We start from the raw sequence: 24431 nt of genomic DNA, 5'->3' as shown, positions 1-24431 counted from the left end.
TGTTACCTACAGGCTTTCGAAGTTTACTAGGATTATGCGTTCTGCACTATTCTATACAGTTTGTCAGATAAACGAACTCTGAATGGCAGTTCAAAAGTAATCTGATCTCCGATGTTAGCAGTTTCACAAGGACCTCCGTTGGCATAGATTTCAGTAATGGTTACTTCCTGCTCTCCTGTTGTAGGACCGCAAATTAATACTTTATCTCCAACTGACAACTCTTTATGTTCAATTAAAAACTGTGCAATTTTTGATTTTGAAAAGTAATGTTCTGCTTTACCAATCAATTCTTTTTTTACAGCAATCTTCTGGCGGATATTCTTTGTTTCTGCTTTTGCTAAAGGCTTATCTGATAAATCACCAGAGTTTTTGAATTTCAAAGCATCAGATTTTCCTTTTCTGAATACTTTATTTCCAACCTGAAGTCCTTTTCTCAACTTCACCTGTTCGTCCCAAGGCAAATGAATGGTATCCAGGCATTCTGTAGAACAGCAGTTTTCCATTGCAGCTTTACAATCATCACATTGGATAAACAATAGATGGCAGGCATCGTTTGCACAGTTGGTATGGTTATCACAAGGTTTTCCACACTGGTGGCACTGTGAAATAATATCGTCTGTAATTCTCTCCCCTAAACGGTGGTCAAATACAAAGTTTTTACCAATAAACTTACTCTTTATTCCTTCTTCTTTGATCTGGCGCGTGTATTCGATAATACCTCCTTCAAGCTGATAAACGTTTTTGAAACCCTGATGTTTGAAGTAAGCACTTGCTTTTTCACAACGAATTCCACCTGTACAGTACATCAACAGGTTTTTATCTTCTTTGAAATCCTGTAACTGTTCGTTGATAATGGGTAAACTTTCTCTGAAATTTTCTACGTCCGGAGTAATAGCACCTTCAAAATGCCCTACTTCACTTTCATAGTGATTTCTAAAATCTACAACAATCGTATTAGGATCTTCTAATAAATTATTGAATTCCTGAGCTTTTAAGTGAATTCCTTTGTTGGTCACATCAAAAGTTTCGTCATTCAAACCGTCAGCAACAATTTTGTTTCTGACTTTTATGGTTAATTTTAAAAAAGAGTAATTGTCCTGGTCTACCGCTACGTTCAAACGGATTCCTTTCATGAAGTCATACACTTCCAGCGTATCACGAAAAGCCTCAAACTGATCTGCAGGAACACTCATCTGAGCATTGATTCCTTCTGTAGCAACATAAATACGGCCGAGTGCATCCAGTGCGTTCCAGGCCATAAATAATTCGTCGCGAAATTTTTTGGGGTCTTCGATTTTGGCATACGCATAGAAAGACAAAGTAAGACGGTCTTTACCGGCTTCATCAATAAGTTGAGCTCTTTCTTCTGCGCTTAAGGTGTTATACAGTTGCATGCTATAAACGTTTTAAGTGAGAATAAAATTTTTGCAAAGATAATAATTTTTGAATTAAGTATATTTATGACACAAATCACGAACAGTACATACTGACGTGTATGCAATAAAAAATCTGATGACTTTGTATCATAAGTCTGCCATATTTTCTTTAATTTTTTTTAAGTTGTGTTAACTATGGCACTAACAATTATGACATAAGGTATAAAATGATATAATAGCCGTTAAATTTTAGTTAAAATTGAAACATAGCATGCTAATTGCTTACTTATTTAACATTAAATTTGTTTACTCAAAAACATAAAAAGAAAATTAATTAATAAACAAGAAAGATATACAATGAAGAGTACTTTAAAAAAACTATTACCATTTGCAGTAGTTGGAGTCATTTCCGGAGCTACTACCGTTGGAGCTTTACAATATTTCGGACATGGCTCCAACAATGGAGATCAATCGTATTTCACAACAGCAGCACCTAATACTTCCTTTGCAGGAATGAATACGGGAGCGGTAGGTGATGATTTTGTAAAAGCGGCTAAAACAACCGTTCCGGCTGTAGTTACCATTAAAAATTACCAAAGCAGAACATCTAGCAGAGCTTCAGAACAGGATTTGTTTGACTTTTTCTTCGGAGATCCTTTCGGAGGAAGGGGCCAGCAGAGACAAAAGCAGCAGCAGGCTCCTGATAATATGCCATCAGGAATGGGTTCTGGTGTAATCATCTCTCCGGACGGTTATATCATTTCCAACAACCACGTGGTAGCAGGTGCCAATAAGCTGGAAGTCGTATTAAGCAACAAGAAATCATATATTGCAACTCTGATAGGAACAGACCCTAATACGGACATCTCTCTATTGAAGATTGAAGAAAAAGGTCTTCCTTATCTGAATTTTGCAAATTCTGACAATATTGATGTGGGACAATGGGTTCTTGCAGTAGGAAATCCATTAGGATTAAATTCTACGGTAACAGCAGGTATTGTTTCTGCAAAAGGAAGAGGTATCGGAATCTTAGGAAGTCAGGGAAAAGCAACCAACCCTATTGAAAGTTTCATTCAGACCGATGCTGCAATTAACCCGGGTAACTCAGGAGGAGCGCTGGTAAATACGAATGGAGAGCTTATCGGGATCAACTCCGCTATTCAGTCTACTACAGGATATTACCAGGGATACGGATTTGCCGTTCCTTCTAATTTAGCAAGAAAGATTGTTGAAGATATCAAGAAATTCGGAATTGTACAGAGAGGATTCCTTGGCGTTCAATCTTTAGATCTTTCGAATGATCAGTTGGTAACTTCATATAATAAACAGTTCAAAACAAATCTGAAAGTAGGCTCAGGTATTTATGTTACAGGATTTGGTGAAAACAGTGGTGCTGAAGATGCAGGACTGAAAAAAGGAGACGTAATCACTAAAGTAGACAACTACGATATCACAGACTTTGCTGATCTTTCTATGTCTATTGGAAGCAAGCGTCCTGGAGACAAAGTTCAGGTAACCTATTCCAGAAATGGTAAAGAAGGTACTACTACCGTAACACTTAGAGACCAGAAAGGAGGAACTTCAACCAGAACGAAAGCAGATCTTAGCGTAACGGAAAAAATAGGAGCTGAATTTGACCCTCTTACCGAGCGTTTTAAAACAGAATATGGACTGAACAGTGGCGTAGTGGCCAAAAACGTTTCTGAGGGCAGCGAAATGGCTAAAATCGGAATTGTAGATAACTATATCATCATTGAAGTCAATGGCAAGCCGGTTAATTCACAGAAAGATGTTGAAAAGATCCTTGAAAAATATCAGGGGAATGTACAGGTGAAATTCGTGGATGACTACGGAAGAATTTATACCAAAGGATTCAAGATGCCTTAATCAGAAATGAATAGATTTTCATATCAACAAAAAACGCTGCAGACATCTGCAGCGTTTTTTTATGAGTTATTTAGACTTGTTCATTTTATCAGCGATACTTTTCTTCTTATTCCGCTCGTAAATCACTTCTACAATCTTACCTCCAATCCAGGAAAACGGAAAGAATGTAAGGAAAATAGAGATCTTATAGAATGTAGGATGATAAGGAAAAATAATAACATCCAACATGGCAATAAAAAGCATGATAAAGCCAATCAGAATAGCATAGGCTACTTTAGCATATTTAACGATAATAGCAGTCGCCACTCCCCCAACAGTAGTTCCTAATCCGGAAATAAATAAAAGGAAGCCGAAAAATGCCTTATCATCTTTCATGCTGAAAAGAAACCTTTGCCAGTGCTCAAACGGAGCGAAAGCCTCAAAAGTTACCCATTGCGGAAAAGCTCTTATACCAAGAGTAATAATAAGTCCTGCAATACCAAGACCTATCAGAACCGCAATTGTATTTCTTATAAAATTCATTAATCCTGATGTGCAATCATAGAAATTTCGATATCCACGTTTTTAGGCAAACATGAAACCTGTACTGTTTCACGAGCCGGATAGCTTTCTGAATCCAAGTAAGATGCATAAATATCATTCATTACAGCAAAATCATCCATACTTTTAAGGAAGATGGTAGCTTTTACAACATTTTTGAAAGTCATGCCAGCTTCCGTAAGGACTGCTTCAAGGTTTTTCATTACCTGGTGCGTTTCCTTTTCAATGCCTTCTACCAATTTACCAGTTGCAGGATCTACAGGAATCTGTCCGGAGATATACAAAACTCCGTTAGCCATATTAGCTTGCGAATAAGGCCCGATAGCTGCAGGTGCATTAACTGTGTTGATTACTTGTTTCATATGTGGATTTAATTTTTTATAAGATCTAAACCATCACTATCTGTTTTATTCGCTGGTCTGCGAATTCTGTCAACAGTGAATTTATTAGAATTTATTCTTCTTGCAAATATAAAATTTATATTCTCAAATGCCAATCTGATATTAGAAAGGTGCATTAGGCTGGGTAAAGCTTCTGTCTTTGTACTTCAATGCATCACTTAAGATATTGGCTTTGATACCGATAAAGAAGTCATACACTTTATACTGTCCGAAAGGAACCCAGTTGAAATTGATCGTAAAACTTCGCTGATCTCTTGAAAAACCAATCCTTGTATATGCCAATTCTTTAGTCACCATGTCATAATGCGTACTTCCATTGATATTCCAGTAAGGAGTCAGCTTGATGCTACCATCTAAACCTAACGATGCAATTTTATTGCCCAATCTGCTCAATCCTTTAGAGTAAGCATAATTGGCACTGATATTTAAAGTCCAGGCCTGATCAAAGTGTGCGTAATGATCATCATCAAAATAATAATTTTCATTTCGGATTTCTCCTTTCGAAGAATATTTCTTGGCATAATCTGTTTTCTGTCCAAAAATTTCGCTGCTTAAAGGATATGATAACTGAACATTGAATCCCTGTACACTGAAGTGTCCGAACTGTTCTGTTCTTATTCCGGTATCCTGTCCCGGTAAAAACTCAATTTTATAAGGTTCCAGTGCAAGGCTGGTATTTACCGTTAGCTTATTATTGAAAAATGAAGATTGTCCGTTGATAGAGAATACAGACCAAGGGTGATCTTTAGCCGCAAAGTTGTAGCTTCCTGCAAGGTTTAAAGATTCAAAAATTTTGATTTTCTTCACTCCCGTAGAGTCACTCTTAGACTTTACTTTCATCTCGATATTGTTACCGATATTGAAACCTAAAGCTCCCTGCATACCACTTGACGGGCTTCCGATAATTCCTTTTTCAAAAATAGAATATGGAGTCAGTGCTCCGGTTGCATTATAATAGTTTCTGTAATATCCGAAGTTAGGACTTGAAAAATCCGGTGAATAGGTAAAACTTAAACTTGGCGTCATCATATGTCTTACCGCTTCTACTGTAGATCCTTTTTTGAATTTCATCATTCCAAAAAGTGTTGTCTGAAGACTTGCAGAAGTGGAAAAAGTAGAGTATCCTGTAAAGTTTTTATTGATCTCGTCAACCGTTACGTTTTTTACCGGATCATAATATCTGTTCAGCGTTTTTGTAGTCAGAGCGTTATCAATATTGGCACTTAAACTAAAGGTGAAATATTTTGCTACTGTTGTATTGGTTGCTAAGGCAATATTATTTTTAAGTCCTGTCTGCATTTTATCCCACATTTCTTTTTTAAATAACTCGTTTTCCTGAGTATTTACGAAATTGGTAAGGTTGAACCCGGTATTTACCGTAATATTTTCAAGAAGTCCCTGTCTGATCCCTGTTCTTGATTTAAACAGATAGAACTGGTTGATGGCTACGTTCATCTGTGGAAGACGAAGGTCTGCCAATCCTGTTGCAAAGTTCTGGGAATATGAAGCAGTTCCTGTAATAGTCATCGGAAGTTTCAGGAATCTTTTGGTAAGGGTTACCGTAGAGTTCTGCTGAGTATTCAATACATTCTGGTTGAAAATGTAGTTGTTGTTAAGCGGGTTGTTATAGAACTTGGTACTTACAATATCCACAGAAGCACTGAATGTCAGGAAAGGATTGGCCTTAGAATCCTGTGAGTGTGTCCAGTTGATTCTATAGGTACTGTTTTTAGTATAATCATCCAGGCCTTTAATCCCTCTTACCATAGTACCAATATCTGCTGTAAAGTTTCCTGAATAGCGGTATTTCTTCTGGTAATTCACCTGAGGGCGTAAGTTCCAGCTTCCTTTTGTATAAATATCTGCTAAAACTTTAAGGTCAAAGTGTTCTCCAATCGGTTGGTAATATCCGATTCCGTTCAGGAAGAATCCTACATCTTCTCTTTCCCCGAAACTTGGGATCAGAATACCGGCTGCCCTTTTATCTGAAAAGGGTAAAATAGCAAACGGAAGGTACAGTGGTGTGGGCACCTGCTCAATAAACATCTGAATAGGACCTGTAACGATCTGGGATTTTGTTTTGGTTTTAATCAGCTTAATATTATAAGCTCTCATAAAATAATCCGCTGCCGTATCTTTTTTCTTAATAAAATAATCATCCGTTGTATAATCTGCTTTTCTCATTGCAAATACGGAATCATTATATTTTTTAGTTTTCTGAGCTATAATTACCCCTTCACTTTCTTCTGTTCTCGCATTGAAAGCAATAGCCTGTTTCGTTTTTGTATTATAGCTGAATTCGTTGGTTTCGTATTTTTTCCCGGCCTGTGTAGTAATTACAGGTTCTACAATCTTTCCTAAAGAGTCTTGTTTCCCTCTTGCATAGATCAGATTTTTGTTATCATCTATTGAGATATAATCTGCATCAATCTGCATATCCTGATACTTTACCTGAGCATTTTTGTTCAGAAATGTCATTTTTTTTGGAACATCTCTTCTCTGATCATCCGCTTTTGTACGAAGAACATCATTTAAGGGTTCTTTTTTTACAACTATGGTATCCTTTTTGGAAATAGTATCATTAACCGCATTTTTAGGCAATTTTTCAGGAGTTTTCTGTGCTAAAAAATTGTTAAAAATTAGGATAATTAAAATTTGTAATATATTTTTGAAGACGGTTTTGGCCAATTTTATACTATATAATTAAGGCCCAAAATTAATATAATTTTTATAACTGTAAGATGCACAAACAAAATTTTAAAATAATTTTATCATTTCTCCTTCTCCTTACCAGTAACTTTATTTTCTCTCAAAAGAAGTTTACTATCGTTCTGGATGCGGGACACGGAGGAAGTGACCATGGAGCCAACAGGACTTATTCTGACATTGGAAGAGTCGCAGAAAAAGACATTACACTTGCTATTACGTTAAAAGTAGGTGCCATGTTAGAGAAAAACAGAGATTTTAAAGTAATATATACCCGTAAAATAGACGAGTATCCTTCTCTGTCTGACAGGACCAATCTTGCCAACAGAAGTAAGGCAGACCTTTTTGTATCTATTCACTGTAATTCTTCCCAAAGACCTACAGCTTATGGTACCGAAACATATGTACAGGGACCTAACCAGAATAATGAAAACCTGGAAGTAGCCAAAAGGGAAAATGACGTGATCTTTCTGGATGAAAAGGATAAGCAGATCTTTGGTTCTTACAATCCTGATTCTCCGGAATCCTTAATTGCCTTAAAACTTCAACAGAGTAAATATCTGGAATCCAGTCTTCTTTTGGGAGGATTGGTAGAAGACAACTTTGTGAATAAAGATAAAAGATCCTCAAGAGGTGTATTTCAGAAAAACCTTCACGTTCTCCGTATGAATGCCATGCCATCCGTACTGATAGAAACCGGTTTTATCAATCACCCTGAGGAAAGCCACTATATTGCTTCAGACAAAGGCCAGACTGAAATTGCAGAAAGTATCTATAATGCTATCATTGATTACAAAAAAGCAGTTGACAGAAAATCCGGTGGTTCTATTGCTGTTAAAAAACCTGAGCCTGAAAAGCCTGCAGAAGTTCCTTTGAAAAATGATTTCAGAATTCTACTCATGAGTTCTCCTACGAAATACAATGAAAATGATCCAGCCCTGAAAGGTCTGAACTACATCCTTACGCTTAAAGAAAACGGACAGTACAAGTATTACTATGCTGTAACCAATATGGCTTCTGTAAAAGATATTAATCTTAAAACTGCCAAAGATGCAGGTTTCAGAAATGCTTTTGCAGTAGGATTTATGCCTAATCAGAGAATCAGCATGGGATATTATACTATTGAAGTGTATGCTGGTGATAAACTGAATGGTAACTCTTATATCCTTCAGAATTTAAAAGATGTGGAACGAAATAAGGACAATGGTGTATTTTACTACACCTATGGAAAAGTATACACATTGGAAGATGCTGTAAAACTTCAAAAGGAACTTGAAGCTAAAGGTGTCAAAAATACGGTGATACAAAAAGTGTACAAATAAATCAAAAAAATAATTTTGAAGTCTCAAAGTTAATTCCTACTTTTGCGACCTCAAAATTTGGCCTATTCGTCTAGTGGTCAGGACTCAAGATTTTCATTCTTGCAACAGGGGTTCGATTCCCCTATAGGCTACAAATCACAAACCTTTAGCCGATCGGTTAAAGGTTTTTTTATGAGTTGTTTAGTTTTGTTTTTTGCTTTTTAAAATTATTTTAATGCATTAAACAGCTGTAAAGAACTTTTCAAATTTTGTGACTTATATTATCATTGAAGGATTAGTCCATTGAGAACCTGTAGTTTACTGTCATTATACTGAAAAGGAAATGACTTTTATTTGAAAAAAGCGTTCCATTGATATTATATGTCACAAAAGCATTATATTTGCAAAAATTTTATCCATAGTTGGTCACACCAATATGGTAACACTGATGAAAAATATTATTGATAAAACATTGTTTGTAGTTTTCTGCAGACTATCAAATTTTATATCATGCCGGATTTAAAAATACAAGAAGCGAAATTGCTTTTTAAGAAAATCCACTCTAACCCAAAAAGTTACGATTTACAAATCAATGAAGGCGGGATTACAGGCAGAGATGATAAAATCAGTTTCAGACTTTACAGGACTGGAGAAAGGGTTGCTTTTGAAGTAACAATTGATGAACTTACTTTCACCAATACCACTGGAGAATGGAATAATGCACTGATCATGCTGGGAAATACGATCAAAAAAATAGAGAAAGAACAAGAAAATTTAAAAATAGAACAAGCAATAAATAAACTTAGAAAGTACCTATCAGAAGAAAATTAAATTTTTTAAAAATAAATTTGGTAGTTTAAAAAAAAGTTTATAGTTTTGCACTCACATTTAAACGATATGGCAAATCATAAATCAGCACTAAAGAGAATCAGACAAAACGAAACTAGAAGACTTCGTAACAGATATTACCACAAGACTGCTAGAACAGCTTTAAAAGCTTTAAGAAATGAAGAGAACAAAGCTGCTGCTACAGAACAATTGCCAAAAGTTATCGCTTTATTGGATAAATTAGCTAAGAAAAATATTATCCACAAGAACAAAGCGGCTAACTTGAAAAGCAAATTAACAAAGCACGTTAATAAATTAGCGTAACAATATAGCTGGCCCGTTCGTCTATCGGTTAGGACCTCAGATTTTCATTCTGGTAAGAGGGGTTCGATTCCCCTACGGGCTACTTACATCTTATAAGACCACTGTAATAACGGTGGTTTTATAAAGATCAGAGTAGAAAAAGCTATAGTAAAAATAAATCTAACCGGCCCGTTCGTCTATCGGTTAGGACCTCAGATTTTCATTCTGGTAAGAGGGGTTCGATTCCCCTACGGGCTACAATAAGAGTTGACACTTATAAAAACAAAAGCTAACACATTGCTTCGGTAATGGAAGATAGAGGGCCCGTTCGTCTATCGGTTAGGACCTCAGATTTTCATTCTGGTAAGAGGGGTTCGATTCCCCTACGGGCTACAAAAGGACTTTTTCGAAAGTCCTTTTTTCGTTTCTGTATAACAATTTCGGGGAATTCTTCCTGAAAGCATCCAAAGAATTTAAGCTTTCAATAGTTTAATTACACCTACTTTATTGAACTACGAACGATAATTTCTTCAGACAAAATACTTCACTAACCATACTCCTCGTACAATTTTCACCTTCAACGATAAAGTCATATTAAATTTCATTAAAAATATCACTAATAATGGAAATATTATTTTATACTTCTTCCATTAATCCTTAAATTTGAATAAAACTATTCATTCTAAAATATATAACATGAAATTCAATTTATTTTCGGGAAGCCCATCTTCTTTAAAAGCCGGATTGATGGCTTTATTTTTATTCTCTGCCAGCACCATGTCATTGGCACAAAACAGGATTTATGCACATGCACAAAGTTCAGGGGTATTCGGGGTAGCCTGCCTTGGATGTCGCATAGACAATCCGCTTAATGCCGTAGGAGATAACGAAGATGACTATTCAACAATGGTATTGGGAACAGTGCTGTTGGGAGGAATTCAGCAAACACTGATTTTCCCAGACTTAAGATCAGACACAAGGCTGGTAGTAGGAATCGGAACAGACAACATCCCATTATCTGTACAGCTATTAAGCGGAGTAACGCTTGAGACTATGAATGGTGGCACTTCTAACGATGACCGAAGAACTATTGATGTAAGTCTTCTTAAGCTGGGTGCAACTCCTAACAGAGGTACAGTAGAATTCAAGCCTTCAAAGCCTTATGATGGAATAAGAATCGGATTAACAGGTGGTGTTTTAAGCCTTGGCGGCGGTTTCAGAATTTATTATGCTTACCAGGATCCATTGATGAATATTATGGCTCACAGTCAAAACGGACAGATTACTCTTGGCGGAAATGTTCCTGTAGAAGGTTCGGAAGTTACCTTATTCAACACTTCAGGAAAAGAGGTATTCCGTTCCACATTGAGATCAAATATATTTGAATCAAAACAACCGGAAGGTGTTTATATCATGAATATACAAACCAAAGAAGGTAAAACATATTCCAGAAAAATTTTAATCAAATAAAGCGATCAATAAATACGGTAGATTTTTTTAAGCTTACCGTATTTTTAACATTCACTTTCAGCCGAATACAAATCAACAGATTATTAAATAATAACAAACCAACAAACACAAATATCAATAAATTATTAACAAATCACATAATTATGAAATAAAATAAGCAACATAATTATTTTATTTATAAATTTACAAAAAACTAAAATCCAAAATTTTTCTATATATGAAAACTTATTTATTACTTGGCCAGCGCACAATGAAGGCTGCAGCTTTGGCATCATTCCTATTTTTAACAAGCACCATGTCTTTTGCTCAGATTGTAAAAACCTATGCAAGCAGCCAGACCAGTCAGGTTCTTGGGGTATGTCTGGGTTGTGGGGTATTAAATCCTCAGAATGCTGTAGGGAGCAACGAGAATGACTACTCTACTTTACAGGTTTCAGTGGGTCTTCTTGCAAGAACGGAACAGACATTAATCTTCCCTACGACCAATATTGCAAACAATACCAACAAACTTGTTCTTGCTATTGGTTCCAACGGAACTCCACTATCTGCTCAGGTATTGGGTGGTGCATCTATTGAAACATTTAATGGAGATGTTTCCAATAACGATTACACAAGTCTTGCCACAAAACTGATTAACCTTGGTGCCGGAGATCCAAGTAAAGGTGAAATTGAAATGACTATGAACATTCCTTTTGACCGTATAAAAATTAATGTTAACTCAGGATTATTGAATATTGGTGGTGAGCTCAGAGTATATTATGCTTATCAATACAAAGATCCTTTCATCAATTTTATGGCTCACAGCAAGGATGGACAGTTTACTCTTGATAAAAATGTTTCTGCTGAAGGTTCAGAGGTTACCCTTACTAATACTTCAGGAAAAGAGGTATTCCGTTCTAAGCTGACATCAAATTCTTTTGAAACCAAACAGCCACAGGGAGTATATATTATGAAACTTCAGACAAAAGAAGGAAAAACATACTCTAAAAAGGTGATTATTAAATAAGAAAAAAACATAACAGATCAAACCCGGCAAGCTTTTCAAGCTTGCCGGGTTTTTACATCCCATTTATTAACATACCCGGTTTAAAATCATATTGATTAAATGATAAATAAAAACCTCTGATCAAAATTGACCAGAGGTTTTATTAACAAGATTACGATCTAAAACTAGTGTTAGTTTTTGATTACTTTTTGTTGATATACTGCTTTATCTGTAACTGCTTTCAAAATATAAATACCTTTTGGAAGTGCACTTACATTGATTTGTCCGTTGTTCAGCTGTACATTAACCATTCTTCCAGAAGCATCATACATAGAAACATTCTGAATTTTCTCCTGAGTTTTAAGAGTAAGGATATCGGTAACCGGATTCGGATAAATACCGAATTCAAGTTTTTTCACTTCAGCAGTTGCCAAAGTAGTTCCTAAACTGTTTACACTCACCGTTTTTTCAACCAGCTTACCGTTTGAGTTAAAGCTGATCACAATATCAGAAGTTCCTGAAACAAGAGGTGTCAAAACCAATTCATCATTTTCATTAATCGCTGCGGAAACTGCTGTAGGATTACTGTTTGATTTGATAGATTTCACTACAGATACCGCCATATTATCAGCATCGGAAATTATTGTTTTCAGATCAATTGCAGTTGTACTTGCTGCTGTAAGCTGTGAAGGTAAAGTATTGCTTACCACAGGAACCGAATTATTGGTAAATACCGTCAGTGAAGGGAACCAGTAGTAATCATTCAGTGTTTTTGTATTGATAAGAGTTCCGGTCATATCATACGTATGGATCCAGTTTTTCTGGTAGTGTGCACCGTATCCGCTTTCTGTTGTATTCAGAACAAGTTCCCCGGTAACAGGGTTTACACGAAGGGCAGCTCCATAAGGGATTTGTTTAAACTGACCTGTTTGTCCTGGAATGGCAGCAAAGTTTTCATTAAATGTTTTCGTTGTAACATCAAATCTTACAATCTGTGTTCCTGAACTCCAGCTGCTGATTGAATTGATCCAGTATAAAGCATTTTCTTTATTACTTGCTGTAAACCTCCCTGCATTCCACGCTCCCCAGTCTCCGATATATTTTGTAGTAGGCATATTATAAGCCTGAGTAGCAAAAGTAGTAGGATTGATGCTGATCACTTTTTGATCCTGAATTCCCCATACACTTCCATCTTTAGCCTGAGCAACTGAGTAGAAACCTCCCGCAATAGTGCTCACAATCGTATCGGTGTTAGGATTAATTACTAAAATTCCTACCCCTTGCTTTACTGCAAAAACATATTGTGAAGTACGGATCATGTTTCCGATCTGCCCGTTTCCACCTGTTCCGGTAATTAAAGAGCCTACCTGCAAATTATCAATATTGAAAGTAACAATACCGGTGGAAGTACCAATATATCCTTTATGTTCATTCACTCCTACAAATGATCTCCCATCACCACCTCCAATATTATTAAAGCCTGCAAGTTTCTGCATGGTCTGGGCATTGGCTACAACCAATCTTCCTCCCGGAGTATATTGCGTATCTCCTCCATCTGCTGCTTGCTTAGATACAAAATAGAACTTATCTCCGTAGATTGTTCCATATTGTGTAGTGGCACCGAAAGCCTGGTTATTGTTTGCATTACTGTATACACGGTAGTTGATCTGACCGTTATTGTCAATGAAATTTACAGAACCGTTGGTATGACCAAACCATTCTTCGTTCACCATGAAATATCCGTTGGTAAAGTTGTTGGAAGCTACGTATGGAGAAACAGGAGTGATGGTAGAGGATACAGGTGTTTGAGTAAAGCCTACATTAAAGTTCCATACATCCCATGAACCGTTTTCCAATACACGTGAAGAAGCTCCTACGCTAGAATATCCGAAATCAGCATCTGCAGGGTTCTTTACCCAATAAGACCAATATCCGTTAACCGTCCATCCGGACTGCCAGTGATCGTTAGCAGCATCTACGATGGTATAGCTGTCAAAATCATACGCAGTAGTATTGACAAAACCATTCACCGGATATAACGGATAAGTGGTATTTCCACTTTTGATCAAAGCATTGGTACCTTGACCGTTCAGGTCAAATCCAATTCCTCCTACTGCCGATCCAAACTGTGTTCCCTGATACAGCAATGTGTATAGTCTGTGGTCTGCTTTAGCAATCGCTTTAAGCATGTCTTCTCCGGTAGCATTTCCGTTCCATTTGAATCCCCAAACCATCGCATCAGGATTTTTACCGTCGTTCCACTGTACTACAAAAGCGGCCTGGTTGGTTCCGGATCCTACCCAGTACTGAATATCAGAAAAACTGATGGTAGTGGTATTAAGCTTACTGATCCCTGAAATATCATTTCGGGGAACACCCTGAACTTTTATCTGTGCATTTGATACGCATGCAAACAGAAAAAGCATCATAAAAAGATAAAACTTTTTCATTTTTTATTAATTTAAATAGATTGAATTATGTATTATTTGAAATGTAAATCGTAAGCTCCCGCCACTTCTGTAGAAACTTCTCCCAGCCAGCCGGCTTCCTGATTGACTCCTGTATATATTTTCATAAAATCGACTCCGGGAAGTTTTACATACTTACCGCTTCTGTCTACTGCCCAGGAAATATCAATATTGGAAGCTTCATCATTATTCGGGGCATTATCAGCATATCCGAAATCATATGACTTTCCTACCCAATAGGATCCGTCCCCGTTCTGATCGTAAAAATTATTTGCCAGTCTTGTTCCGGAAAACCCGTAAGAACTATCGGTAAACCATAAAGGATAATAACTTTGCGCGTGAAACGTATTTTTTGTTTTAAAACCCTGATTCCCCAGATTGTCACTCCATTTTATATATTCTACATCGGTCTGCCAGAATTCGGTTCCGGGTACAGGAGTTTTATTTTCATCAGGCTTATGGTATGTGATACTGTAATCTCTTACGGTTGCATTTTTAAAATATTCGCTGCCTGCAATTTCGTACCATTCATCATTATCCGGTTTTCCGTTTTTGTTTCTGTCGTAGGCTACCATAATAATTCCCGGCTCACAAGATCCTGAACGGTGGTCGCTGGCATCATTTCCAAAAAATGCATTTCCCAGCACTTTAAAATCTCTTCCATTCAGATTGGGAATCGTATGATCAAAACCGAAAACCACATATCCGCCATATCCGCCCAGGCTGATCATGGTAGAATTGCCTCCCACCAATGATTCGTTTGCTTTCTGAAGCATATTTGCAGCCGTATTTCCAGGTAAATATTCCGGAATCTCGTTCATGAACTGTCCTACAGCAGGACGGAACTCCAATACTTTAGCGATATATTTACTGTAAGGTGTTTTTTCTTTGGTAACGATGATTTTAGAATGATAAACCTGTTCATTCCCTTTGTTATTAATTTTTAAAGTCAAAGGATAAGCATCTGCCGTTGGACTGATAAATTCAAGTTCTGAATTTTGAGAAATAATAGAATCGTTAATACTCCATGTAACCGATCCTGATGTATTGGTAGGAATACTCAACACTCTCAAACGCTCAATGGTATAGGAATCATCAAGACCATTAAAGGTAAATTCATCCTGATCGTCATGTTTACAGGCTATCACTCCTACCAGGAAACATGATAAGACTCCGGCTTTTAAATAAGTAAAGGTATTTCTGTTCATTTCTTAAAGTTTGGTTATTTGTATAAAAAAGCGAAGTGAGCCGGAATATTTCCGCCCTCTGTCTTCCATTTAAAATGTCCGTTTTTATCAAAGCAGTACACAAATCCCAAGGAAACATAATTCCTGGCATCTGTGATGTAGATATCTTCTGTGATTGGATTTACCGCAATTCCGTAAGGTGTTTTAATGGCAGTTTCGTATTCTTTATCAAAAATTCTGTTGGCAATGATCTGTTCTGTTTTTACATCAATGATTCCAAAGCTCTTTTTATAGCTGTGGGTATTGTAATTGAATTCGTTTCCGTAGAAATAGAGTTTATCATTCACGATTGTCATTTCACTCACAGCGAGATGGAAATCTTTCTTGACAATCCCGGTTGCCGCATCTATAAGGTATAAGCTGGAAGAAATGTTATAATAATCTCCTCTTGAGCTTACATAAAGATCACCGTAATTGTCTTTTTTAATGTGGTGAAGATTGATGGCAACATTTAATTTCTGGATTTCAGTAAAAGTGTTCAGGTCTATTACGGAAACGGTATTATCATAATCGGGAGCTTTGTATCCTCCGGAATTGGCAACAAACAATTTATTCCCTACAATTTCCATTTCTTCCGGCTGATATCCCACTACCACTTCACGTTGAATGGAAAGAGATATAGTGTCAATTTCCACCACTTTTCCCTTGGGTGCTTTTGGATTAATTGCTACCGGACCTGCATAACTGCTGGCATATGCTTTCCCGTCTTTGAAGGCTAAATAACGGCAGTTCTGTAACGGAATAGAAGTAATACGTTTAGCTGTTTTGGCATCCAATACTTCAATTTTATTGGAAACATTGACTACGATATACAATTTGCTTCCGTACACTTTGATATCATTTCCTACATCTCCAAGCTCTTTTACCACATTGGGATTAATTTCTGCATAGATGTTCCTGTAATAAGTTCCTTTGGTATAATCAAAAAAATCCAGCGTACATTTATTGCTTCCCATATTCCCTTCGTTCAGCATATAGAATCCTTTTATTGCTGTATTTTCTGAAGGAAGTCCTTCCACTACTTCCTGACGGACAATGACATCATCTGTACGGCATGAGGTAAGAAAAGCTAAGACAAGAAACAGAAAATAAAAGTTTAGTTTTCTCATAAGGTGAAGTTTAGAATAAGTTTAAAATTTCTTCCCGGCATCGGATAGTTGATCACCACGTCATAATATTGGTTGAAGATATTATTCATCTCAAGGCTTACTTTAAACTGATGATCCGCCCAGCTGAATTTTTTCTGAACAGAGAGATCATGAGTATACCAAGGCTGTACATAATTGTATTGAATATTATCCTGGTTTACATCATAGCGCTTTCCTACATACATTGCACTGTAATTGAAGCTCCAGTCTTTATAATCGGCCATCAGTGCAAATGATCCGCTATGCCATGGTGTGTAAGGAATCTGATTTTTGTAGAATGTATCTTCAGGATCCGTCATATCTCTTGCACTTTGATAGGTGTAAGAAAGTAATGGCCTAAGTTTTACTTTTCCCAACTGCATTTCTGCCTGAACATTCACGTCAGCACCAATAATCTCAACCAGACCAAGATTCATCATCAGCCAGCGGAACATACTTCCGTTAGGAGCTGCGACAATTTTATCCTGTACTTTGTTGTAATAACCGTCTACTTTAGCATAAAAAGATTTAAAGAAATGATTTTTGTAGTTTTTCTGGTACGTAAATCCTACATCATACTGATTGGTAAATTCCGGTTTCAGGTAAGTGTTTCCGATATTGGTATAATAAAGGTCATTGAAAGTAGGCAGTCGGAAAATTCTTTTATAGAAAGCTCTGAGGGTAAGCTCAGGAATTATTTCAGGCTGGTAACTCATAAATACAGCGGGTGTCCATTCTCTGCTGTCTCCGGGTCTTTTGTTTTTTCTTACTTCTTCAAAGGTAAATGTACCCAAAAGGCTTCCCAGAATTTTAAACCTGTTCCACTGGTAGGTTGTTGCCAAAGCGACTAATGTTGTATATCGTGTAGGATAGGAAAAGTTATCAAGATTGGCATCCAGATTATTGTACTGAAAATCTCCACTCAGACTCACATCCCAGTTGGGAGTAATTGAATATATATTGGATGAAGAAAGATAAACTTCTCTTTGGATGTAAACATTATCCGTATACATAATAGATTGCGAACGAACGGTATCCATAAAATGAGTATAATCGTAGGCAAATTTTGCTTTCAGCTGTGTTTCAAATTTTGGGAACAGTTTTTTCCGCAGATTGGCCTGTACGAAATAATTTTCATCGGAAAGTCTAGCTCCTCTTCCTTCAAAACGGCCGTTCACAATAGGTGCCGGCATTCCGCGGTCTGAAATATAGCCATAGCCACGGATATTCCAGCTTCCGTTATTCAAAGTTCCATTTAAAGAAGTTTCAAAACGCTTTGCTTTGATATCTGAATCTTGTCTTTTTGCAATGGTATCATAAGCCTGCTGTCCGTCAGGATATTTCTTGGCATATCGAAATCTGTAAATTCCGTCACTTTGCATAAATTCTGCACTGAAACTGGCAGAAACCCTGTCTGAAATTTTCTGCTCCAATCGGAATGAAGGATTGAAGAGATCAATAGAAGCACTTTTGGCTCTTATCACAAGATTGGTTTTCCTTGCTCCTTTAAACACAGGGGTTTTAGGCTGTAAATAGATAGATCCGGAAGAACCGAAATCTTTTGCCGGCTGGAAAATCTCACTTTTCTGTCCGTTGTATAATGATATTTCTTCAAGGTCATCCAAAGAATATCTTCCGAGATCGACAAGGCCGTTTTGTGCATTTCCCAGTTGAATTCCGTCATAGAAAACCCCTACATGCTGACTTCCGAGACTTCGGACGTTAATGGTTTTCAGCCCTCCGATACCACCATAGTCTTTAATCTGAACTCCGGAGAAATACCGCAGCGCATCAGCAACGGAATGACTGTTCAGTCTTTCAAGTGCTTCCCCTTGGATGGTTTGGGCCGGAATGATCTCTTTAAAATTCTTTTTGTAAAGGTTAATTCCTTTAATGGTCTCCTCCTGAAGACTGTCTTTTTTATTGGTTTGGGAAAACAAAAGTTGAGATGTTAACACTAAGATCGTGAAAACAGCTTTATGAATTGCAGAAGTAATTAGTTTTGCCGTCATTAGCTCATTTAGGATAATGATGACGCTAATGGGTATAAGAATACAACGACAAAGCACAGCTGTCACTGCACAGAATCATTGATGTCCTAAGCTTTATTCCACGAAAGCGTCAAACGATTATTTTCTGGCAGGTCTTCTGACTTACTCCATTTTTGAAATCCTTCCCATTCCTGAAAACAGTGGATATATTCTTCAAAAACTTTGGTGCGGAGCTTACAGCAGCGGGTCTGTCCCGGATTTTCACCGGATTCCCTTTTAAGAGCTTTTTATGGCTCACCAAATTCCGGCAAAGATAAAAAATTATTCCTAACCCCCAATTAAATTCATGATTCATAAACAATTAAAGCTCCCGAAGGAGCTTTAACATGATTAAAAAAGGGTTTTATTTTAAATTCCGATATTCAGGAAAATACTGAATCTTGATTTTGCTTCAATATCTCCACCTGCCAAATGAGTATACATCGGAAGCATTACTTCACTTCCCAGGCTCAGTTTTTTATAAGAAGCTTCAAATCCCAGTTTCCCGTACAAAGCACTTCCTGCAGTATTGGGCAGGGCTTCATCAAACTGTTTATTCTGTGCATACACTTCCCCCTGCACTCCTGTTTTTACAGAAAAGATCGACTTTTCGTTTCCGGCAACCTGATAAAATCCTGTCGCAGCATAGTTCCACTGGTTTCCGAAACGGTAATTTTTCTTATTTTCCGTTTTGATTGTATAATCTGTATTGACCAATACAGCCACTTTATTCTTTTGAAATTTATAATTCAAAGCCGCCTGATAATCCCAGCTTCCGGTTCCCAATTGAAAACTTGGATTGATTCCGGATGCACCTTTTTCATCAAATTTCCCCAAAGGAATTTTCACTCCCAGGCCTCCGCTTATGTGATGGAAATTATCTTTAGAATTCATCAGCTGGTAAATTCCCATCAGGTTCAGATCTCCGATTCCATTGATCTTGATATCTCCCTGCATGGTCTGCTTTTCATGGAAATGGAAGGGCAGACTTGCATAAACACTCAATTTTTTAGTCAATGGAATTTTCCCCCAAAGCTGCAAAGTATTGAAATACTGATCCTGGGTAAGGTCTTTAACAAATAAGTTTTCCTTTGCTTTGTAATGTTGTGCAAAGTATTTGATTCCGATAAACTGTGGATTCAGTAAAGATTCAAAACCGGATGATCCGTTACCAGCTGCACAGCCGCAAGCATCACAATCATCATCAAAATCAAATCTGCTAAAGGTTTCCGGTGCAATATACATGCTGTCTCTAACCACATTGGCCTGGTTCAGGCTAAATACCATTAAACTTAGTATTGCTATAATCTTCTTCATGTTTTCTATAATTTATTCTGCAAATTTTGGATTGGAGATAAAACTTTTATCTGATAATGTTTTCAGGAAGGCTATAATGGATTGTTTTTCCTGGCTGTTCATAGCAATTCCCGTATGGCCATTCTGTTTCAGCTGGGGATCGAGATTAGGATTATCTTCTACCTGGTCTGAATAGAAATTGAGCACAGCCTCTAAGGTGTAAAACCTTCCGTCATGCATATAAGGTGCTGTATATTCTACATTTCGCAAGCTTGGAACACGAAATTTCATCCAGTCAACCTGATTGAGAGAAACTCTGTACCGTCCGGCGTCTTTGAACTCCGTATTGTAATACATTCCTGTGTTGCGGAAACTTTCGTCAGTAAATAATTCTCCGCTATGGCAGGATGCACATTTCTGATTAAACAATACCATTCCCTGAGATTCCGCCGAAGTCAATTGTTCTTTTCCCTGCCTGAATCTGTCATATTTTGAATCTGCAGAAATTAAAGAAGCCATAAACTGTGATAATGCTTTTAAAATTCTTTCGCCAGTAATAGTTTCGTCTCCATATGCTTCTCTGAACAGCTTTTTGTATTTCTGATCATCTTTAATCTTTGAAATGGCTTCCGGTATTGAGCTATCCATTTCATTGATATCTGTAATAGGACTGATCGGCTGCTCATTAAGGTTATGAATCACTCCGTCCCACATATATCTTTTCAGAAAAGCCATGTTCTGAATGGGCGGTGCATTTCGGATCCCTATTCTATCATCTACCCCATGACTTACGGTATGCCCGTGATGGGTGAATGCGTTTTCCTGAATATGACAGAACCCGCATGAAATGGTATTATTTCGGGAAAGCCTGCCTTCATAGAATAATTTTCTTCCCAGCTCCACTCCATTTTTAGTTACCGGATTGACCGATTGATCAAAAGTCATTTCCGGGAAATACGAAGGAAACTGCAGATTGTAGGCTTCATCTTTTTCCAACGGCTGGATTACCTCATCAGAGCACGAAATGCAACTCAATACAATTACAAGCAGAACCAGTATTGTTTTAACAAAAAAATTAATCATTGTGAACGTGGTCTACTTTAAACATTTTTGTAAGATTATTGGTAATGTCTACCAGGTGCTGGTTTGAACCCATCAGCATATCATTGGCTGTTGTCAGAGTAAGTGCTTTATCTCCGCTCAGAAATTGGTTCAGATCAGCCAGAATATGAACAGAAGGACGGATTTTTGCCGTTACCCTTGCTGTTGTCGGAAGATTCAATGTGATTTCGCGATAAAGATCTGGGGTATTGTTGGCTGCAGTATTTCCCATGTTTCCGGTATGGTTCATAAATTCTTTTGAAGGTGCATCATTTCCATATTTCCCTTCCAGTTTTACAAAAACATAACCGGCAGCCCATGACCAAGACATTCCTTTCTGCTTGGCTTTTGTCCAGAATTCAGCTTGTCCGTCCTGTCCCAGCAAATACGCTTTCTGGCTGACCCCTAATCCGAATCTTATTTTTTTATAATTGTTTTTCGGAACACCATCCAGATTAAGGTAGATAATTCCTGCTACAGCATCTGCCTGATCTATGATAAAAGCACCTTTATCAGGGTTATTTTCATTGTATTTAAATTCATTTCCGTTTTCGTCTGTCAGTGTGATATTACTGATGACGTATTTCAAAGCGGAAAAATTATGTTTCTGACCATTGGAAGAAGTCTGAACCGTCTGATTTAACACAATATCTCCTACATTATTAAATCCGTTTTCAAATTTGATCTGAAGTTTTCCGGGAGTGGTATCCTGCGGATTTTCGTCATCTCTGCTGCTTTCACAAGCAACAAAAGAGAACAAAGTAAAGGCAATAAAGAATAGTGATAAAAATTGAGAAATTTTCATTGTTGATTTTTTAAGTTGAATACAATTTTGAATGAGTTATTTTGAATGTGAAAACACTCTTTTTTACCACAAAAGGCACAAAAGTTTTACACTTAAGTTTATTAAGTGATCATTTTTATGCACAATAAGAACACGTAAGCTTTTTAAAAATCTTTGATTCTTAATTGATGTAAGCTTTTATGACTTTGTGGTTGAATAGTGATGGTATACCTTAAAAAACCGGTGGTTTGAAAATATGGGTCAGAAACAGAAAAGAATAGGCTGTTTCGTAAGTGAAGTTGAAATTGAAAAACGGTCGTTTTTCAGTGGTATTGATCTTTGTAGTTTCAGGCAGGATATAGATATCAAGAATTTTCTGTCCTGAGTTTTTGAGTTTCTGGAAAGGTGAAGATTCTGAATCATTGGTTTTAGCCAATTCTTTACTCAGATAACATTTTCCGTTACAGTGAATCTCCGGCCTGGATTTATTAATACAGAGCACTTTAACGATATAATCATAATTTACAGCATACTCTACCAATGGCACCAAAGGTCTTAGCACCATATAAAAAGTAAAAAGTATGCTGTAAAATAATTTCATCAGATTATTTCTTGCTTATCGCTTCGTCATATCTTCTGCTGATCTCCTTCCAGTTCGTAACGTTCCAGATAGCGGTAAGATAATCTGCTCTTTTGTTCTGATATTTTAAATAATAAGCATGTTCCCAGACATCAATTCCGAAAATAGGAGTTCCTTTCTCTTCCACAACATCCATCAAAGGGTTATCCTGGTTAGGAGTAGAAGAAACAAACAGTTTCCCGTCTTTTCCTACAGAAAGCCATGCCCATCCTGAACCGAAACGGTCTGCTCCTGCTTTAGACATTTTTTCTTTAAAAGCATCCATACTTCCGAAAGTTTCAGTGATGGCTTTTGCCAATTTTGCAGAAGGCTGTGTATTTTTCTGAGGGGTAAGAACCGTCCAGAATAATTCGTGGTTGTAATGTCCTCCCGCGTTATTTCTCACTGCAGCAGGTAGTTTTGAAGCATTGGAAAGAATCTGAAACAACGTTTCTTTTTCCTGTGGAGTTCCTGCAATTGCTTTATTCAAATTGGCTGCATAAGCTGCACCATGCTTTGAATAATGAATTTCCATAGTCTGGGCATCAATATTCCCTTCCAGAGCATTATAAGCATACGGCAGAGGAGTCTGCTTAAACTGAGCCAGTGCAAACTGAGCCGCGAAAACTGCGCTTAAGGCAGCTATTTTCATAATCTTCATAACTTTTTTGTTTATGGTTGAACAATGTTTTCTTCTTAAGCTGGAAGATGGGAGATGGGGGCTGGAAGTAATGAAATGTGGTAACATAACTTTTTCAACTTCTATTTACCTTTACAGCCATCTCAAAAATCGCCGGAGCTGCATCGTCTGGAATAACTTCCAGCTTCAAACATCCAGCTTCCCTCTTCTCTATTTCAATAATTTCTTAATATCCTCAATCAGGATTTCTCTGTCAGGGTGATATTTCCCTGTCAGCATTGGTGTTTTACCTTCCGGATCTTCATAATTCAATCCTGAATAATACAGAATCGGCATATTTTCCTTGTTGTATCTGCATCTGATATTTCCGTCCTGATCTACCAGCGCAATCATACCGCTATGGTTCAGACTTTCTCCTTCATCTTCCTTGTCACCTACATAGATATTAAATTTATCAGCAAGATTACCAATGTACGTACGGTCTCCTGTCAGGAAATGCCAGTTGGGAGATTTTGCCCCTATTCTTTTCGCATGTTCTTTCAATGCTTCAGGGGTATCATTTTCCGGATCAATACTGATGGAGATAACACCGAAATCGGGATCATTGATCTGATTCTGAATCGCCTTCATATTGGTATTCATTACAGGGCATATTGTAGGACATTTGCTGAAGAAAAATTCTACGAGATATACTTTTCCCAGCATGTCTTTATTGGTAATTTTTTTACTGTTCTGATCCGTCAGTTCAAAATCAGGAACTTTCATCACAGTATAAAGGTTCTTTTTAAAATATCCCATTCCTACCCCGATTCCCAGGAAAAGCAATGCAAATACCGCAATGGGTATGATCACTTTACTTTTATTTGTGGTCTTCTTATTTTTGGGCATATATTTCAGGACTTTTTTTGAATTCACTTTTGCAGGAGACACTGCAAAAACCGTACGTTTTATTTTTATATACAGCAGTATCTTTTATAGATCCGGCGGTTTTCATATGGCAGATGGGATCTTCTTCATTCACAACCTGTATGTTTTCCAAATTTTTTCCGGAAGAGTTCATATGGCTTGCATGCTTTACCTTAGGCGCTTCTTTGGCACACGACAACAATGAGATTGACAGCAAAGCAGTCAAAATAAGAGGAGATTTCATTTTGATGTTAAATTGAAATTAATAATGTTAAATAAAGTTAGAAACAAGCCCAGATTTCCCAATTAATGAACCACCATTCTAACATACAGAATTTTTGATAAGAATTCAGATGTTTATTATTCATTTAATTGTTTGGGATGTCTATAACAACTTAATTGTAATAGTTTTAAAA

21 protein-coding genes, 4 tRNA genes and 1 riboswitch are annotated in these 24431 nt (G+C 37.1%); of the genes, 10 read left to right on the top strand and 15 right to left on the bottom strand.

Annotated elements, in window-relative coordinates:
* Positions 1–32 precede the first annotated feature (32 nt).
* Positions 33–1394, bottom strand: coding sequence for an oxygen-dependent tRNA uridine(34) hydroxylase TrhO (gene trhO, locus J2786_RS16545; RefSeq protein WP_047427515.1), 1362 nt, complete (start codon positions 1392–1394; stop codon positions 33–35).
* Between the two features lie 339 nt (positions 1395–1733).
* Here trhO and J2786_RS16540 point away from each other — a divergent pair, with 339 nt between their 5' ends.
* Positions 1734–3263 carry a trypsin-like peptidase domain-containing protein gene (locus J2786_RS16540; protein ID WP_047427511.1) on the top strand — a complete coding sequence of 510 codons (1530 nt, stop codon included), beginning with the start codon at positions 1734–1736 and terminating at the stop codon, positions 3261–3263.
* Positions 3264–3329: 66 nt separating this feature from the next.
* On the opposite strand, the gene J2786_RS16535 is transcribed toward J2786_RS16540, so the two are convergent.
* The 3 genes from J2786_RS16535 to J2786_RS16525 form a co-directional block, all read right to left on the bottom strand.
* A complete protein-coding gene (locus tag J2786_RS16535; RefSeq protein ID WP_047427508.1) occupies positions 3330–3785 on the bottom strand; it encodes a hypothetical protein in 456 nt (151 codons plus the stop codon).
* The gene (locus J2786_RS16530) at positions 3785–4165 is read right to left on the bottom strand and encodes a RidA family protein (protein WP_047427505.1); all 381 of its coding nucleotides are present in this window, start codon (positions 4163–4165) and stop codon (positions 3785–3787) included. Before J2786_RS16530 ends, J2786_RS16535 begins: the two co-directional genes overlap by 1 nt.
* Before the next feature lie 141 nt (positions 4166–4306).
* The gene (locus J2786_RS16525; protein ID WP_047427503.1) at positions 4307–6892 is read right to left on the bottom strand and encodes a putative LPS assembly protein LptD; all 2586 of its coding nucleotides are present in this window, start codon (positions 6890–6892) and stop codon (positions 4307–4309) included.
* A 53-nt stretch (positions 6893–6945) separates the two neighbouring features.
* On the opposite strand from J2786_RS16525, the gene J2786_RS16520 reads away from it, so the two are divergent.
* The 9 genes from J2786_RS16520 (at position 6946) to J2786_RS16480 (ending at position 11818) form a co-directional block, all read left to right on the top strand.
* Complete coding sequence (locus tag J2786_RS16520) at positions 6946–8232, top strand: N-acetylmuramoyl-L-alanine amidase family protein (RefSeq protein ID WP_052186795.1); 1287 nt, start codon at positions 6946–6948, stop codon at positions 8230–8232.
* Positions 8233–8291: 59 nt separating this feature from the next.
* Positions 8292–8363 (top strand) — tRNA-Glu (locus J2786_RS16515).
* A 358-nt stretch (positions 8364–8721) separates the two neighbouring features.
* Positions 8722–9042: a hypothetical protein gene (locus tag J2786_RS16510; protein ID WP_034694584.1), complete on the top strand. Its 321-nt coding sequence runs from the start codon at positions 8722–8724 to the stop codon at positions 9040–9042.
* Positions 9043–9108: 66 nt separating this feature from the next.
* Complete coding sequence (gene rpsT, locus J2786_RS16505) at positions 9109–9363, top strand: 30S ribosomal protein S20 (protein WP_002983073.1); 255 nt, start codon at positions 9109–9111, stop codon at positions 9361–9363.
* A gap of 10 nt (positions 9364–9373) precedes the next feature.
* Positions 9374–9445, top strand: a tRNA-Glu gene (locus tag J2786_RS16500).
* Between the two features lie 83 nt (positions 9446–9528).
* Positions 9529–9600, top strand: a tRNA-Glu gene (locus tag J2786_RS16495).
* Positions 9601–9663: 63 nt separating this feature from the next.
* Positions 9664–9735 (top strand) — tRNA-Glu (locus tag J2786_RS16490).
* A gap of 303 nt (positions 9736–10038) precedes the next feature.
* Positions 10039–10812, top strand: a complete 774-nt coding sequence (locus J2786_RS16485; protein ID WP_082001904.1) for a T9SS type A sorting domain-containing protein — start codon at positions 10039–10041, stop codon at positions 10810–10812.
* A 217-nt stretch (positions 10813–11029) separates the two neighbouring features.
* Entirely contained in the window at positions 11030–11818 is a 789-nt protein-coding gene (locus J2786_RS16480; RefSeq protein WP_047427488.1) for a T9SS type A sorting domain-containing protein, read from the top strand.
* Positions 11819–11988: 170 nt separating this feature from the next.
* Here J2786_RS16480 and J2786_RS16475 read toward each other — a convergent pair whose 3' ends face one another.
* The 11 genes from J2786_RS16475 to J2786_RS16425 form a co-directional block, all read right to left on the bottom strand.
* Positions 11989–14247: a T9SS type A sorting domain-containing protein gene (locus J2786_RS16475; protein ID WP_047427486.1), complete on the bottom strand. Its 2259-nt coding sequence runs from the start codon at positions 14245–14247 to the stop codon at positions 11989–11991.
* Between the two features lie 32 nt (positions 14248–14279).
* Positions 14280–15473 carry a hypothetical protein gene (locus J2786_RS16470; protein ID WP_047427483.1) on the bottom strand — a complete coding sequence of 398 codons (1194 nt, stop codon included), beginning with the start codon at positions 15471–15473 and terminating at the stop codon, positions 14280–14282.
* Between the two features lie 14 nt (positions 15474–15487).
* A complete protein-coding gene (locus J2786_RS16465) occupies positions 15488–16621 on the bottom strand; it encodes a YncE family protein (RefSeq protein ID WP_047427481.1) in 1134 nt (377 codons plus the stop codon).
* Complete coding sequence (locus J2786_RS16460; protein WP_052186792.1) at positions 16618–18651, bottom strand: TonB-dependent receptor plug domain-containing protein; 2034 nt, start codon at positions 18649–18651, stop codon at positions 16618–16620. The genes J2786_RS16465 and J2786_RS16460 overlap by 4 nt, the downstream gene beginning before the upstream one ends.
* A 109-nt stretch (positions 18652–18760) precedes the next feature.
* Positions 18761–18947: riboswitch (cobalamin riboswitch) on the bottom strand.
* A gap of 91 nt (positions 18948–19038) precedes the next feature.
* Entirely contained in the window at positions 19039–19986 is a 948-nt protein-coding gene (locus tag J2786_RS16455; protein WP_047427476.1) for a transporter, read from the bottom strand.
* 12 nt (positions 19987–19998) lie between these two features.
* Positions 19999–21048: a cytochrome-c peroxidase gene (locus J2786_RS16450; RefSeq protein ID WP_047427473.1), complete on the bottom strand. Its 1050-nt coding sequence runs from the start codon at positions 21046–21048 to the stop codon at positions 19999–20001.
* On the bottom strand, positions 21041–21871 hold the full coding sequence (locus tag J2786_RS16445; protein ID WP_052186790.1) for an MbnP family protein: 831 nt from the start codon (positions 21869–21871) through the stop codon (positions 21041–21043). Before J2786_RS16445 ends, J2786_RS16450 begins: the two co-directional genes overlap by 8 nt.
* Before the next feature lie 211 nt (positions 21872–22082).
* Positions 22083–22451 (bottom strand): hypothetical protein, encoded by a 369-nt coding sequence (locus tag J2786_RS16440; RefSeq protein WP_047427470.1) that lies wholly within the window; start codon positions 22449–22451, stop codon positions 22083–22085.
* Between the two features lie 4 nt (positions 22452–22455).
* Complete coding sequence (locus J2786_RS16435) at positions 22456–23130, bottom strand: superoxide dismutase (RefSeq protein WP_047427466.1); 675 nt, start codon at positions 23128–23130, stop codon at positions 22456–22458.
* Between the two features lie 189 nt (positions 23131–23319).
* A complete protein-coding gene (locus J2786_RS16430; protein WP_156121329.1) occupies positions 23320–23997 on the bottom strand; it encodes an SCO family protein in 678 nt (225 codons plus the stop codon).
* A complete protein-coding gene (locus tag J2786_RS16425) occupies positions 23984–24259 on the bottom strand; it encodes a YHS domain-containing protein (protein ID WP_047427462.1) in 276 nt (91 codons plus the stop codon). Before J2786_RS16425 ends, J2786_RS16430 begins: the two co-directional genes overlap by 14 nt.
* Positions 24260–24431: the final 172 nt, after the last annotated feature.

It is taken from the genome of Chryseobacterium vietnamense (assembly GCF_031454475.1).
Classification (GTDB): domain Bacteria; phylum Bacteroidota; class Bacteroidia; order Flavobacteriales; family Weeksellaceae; genus Chryseobacterium; species Chryseobacterium vietnamense.
Note: the sequence above shows the minus strand (reverse complement) of the source record. Positions and strands in the feature narration are given on the sequence as shown.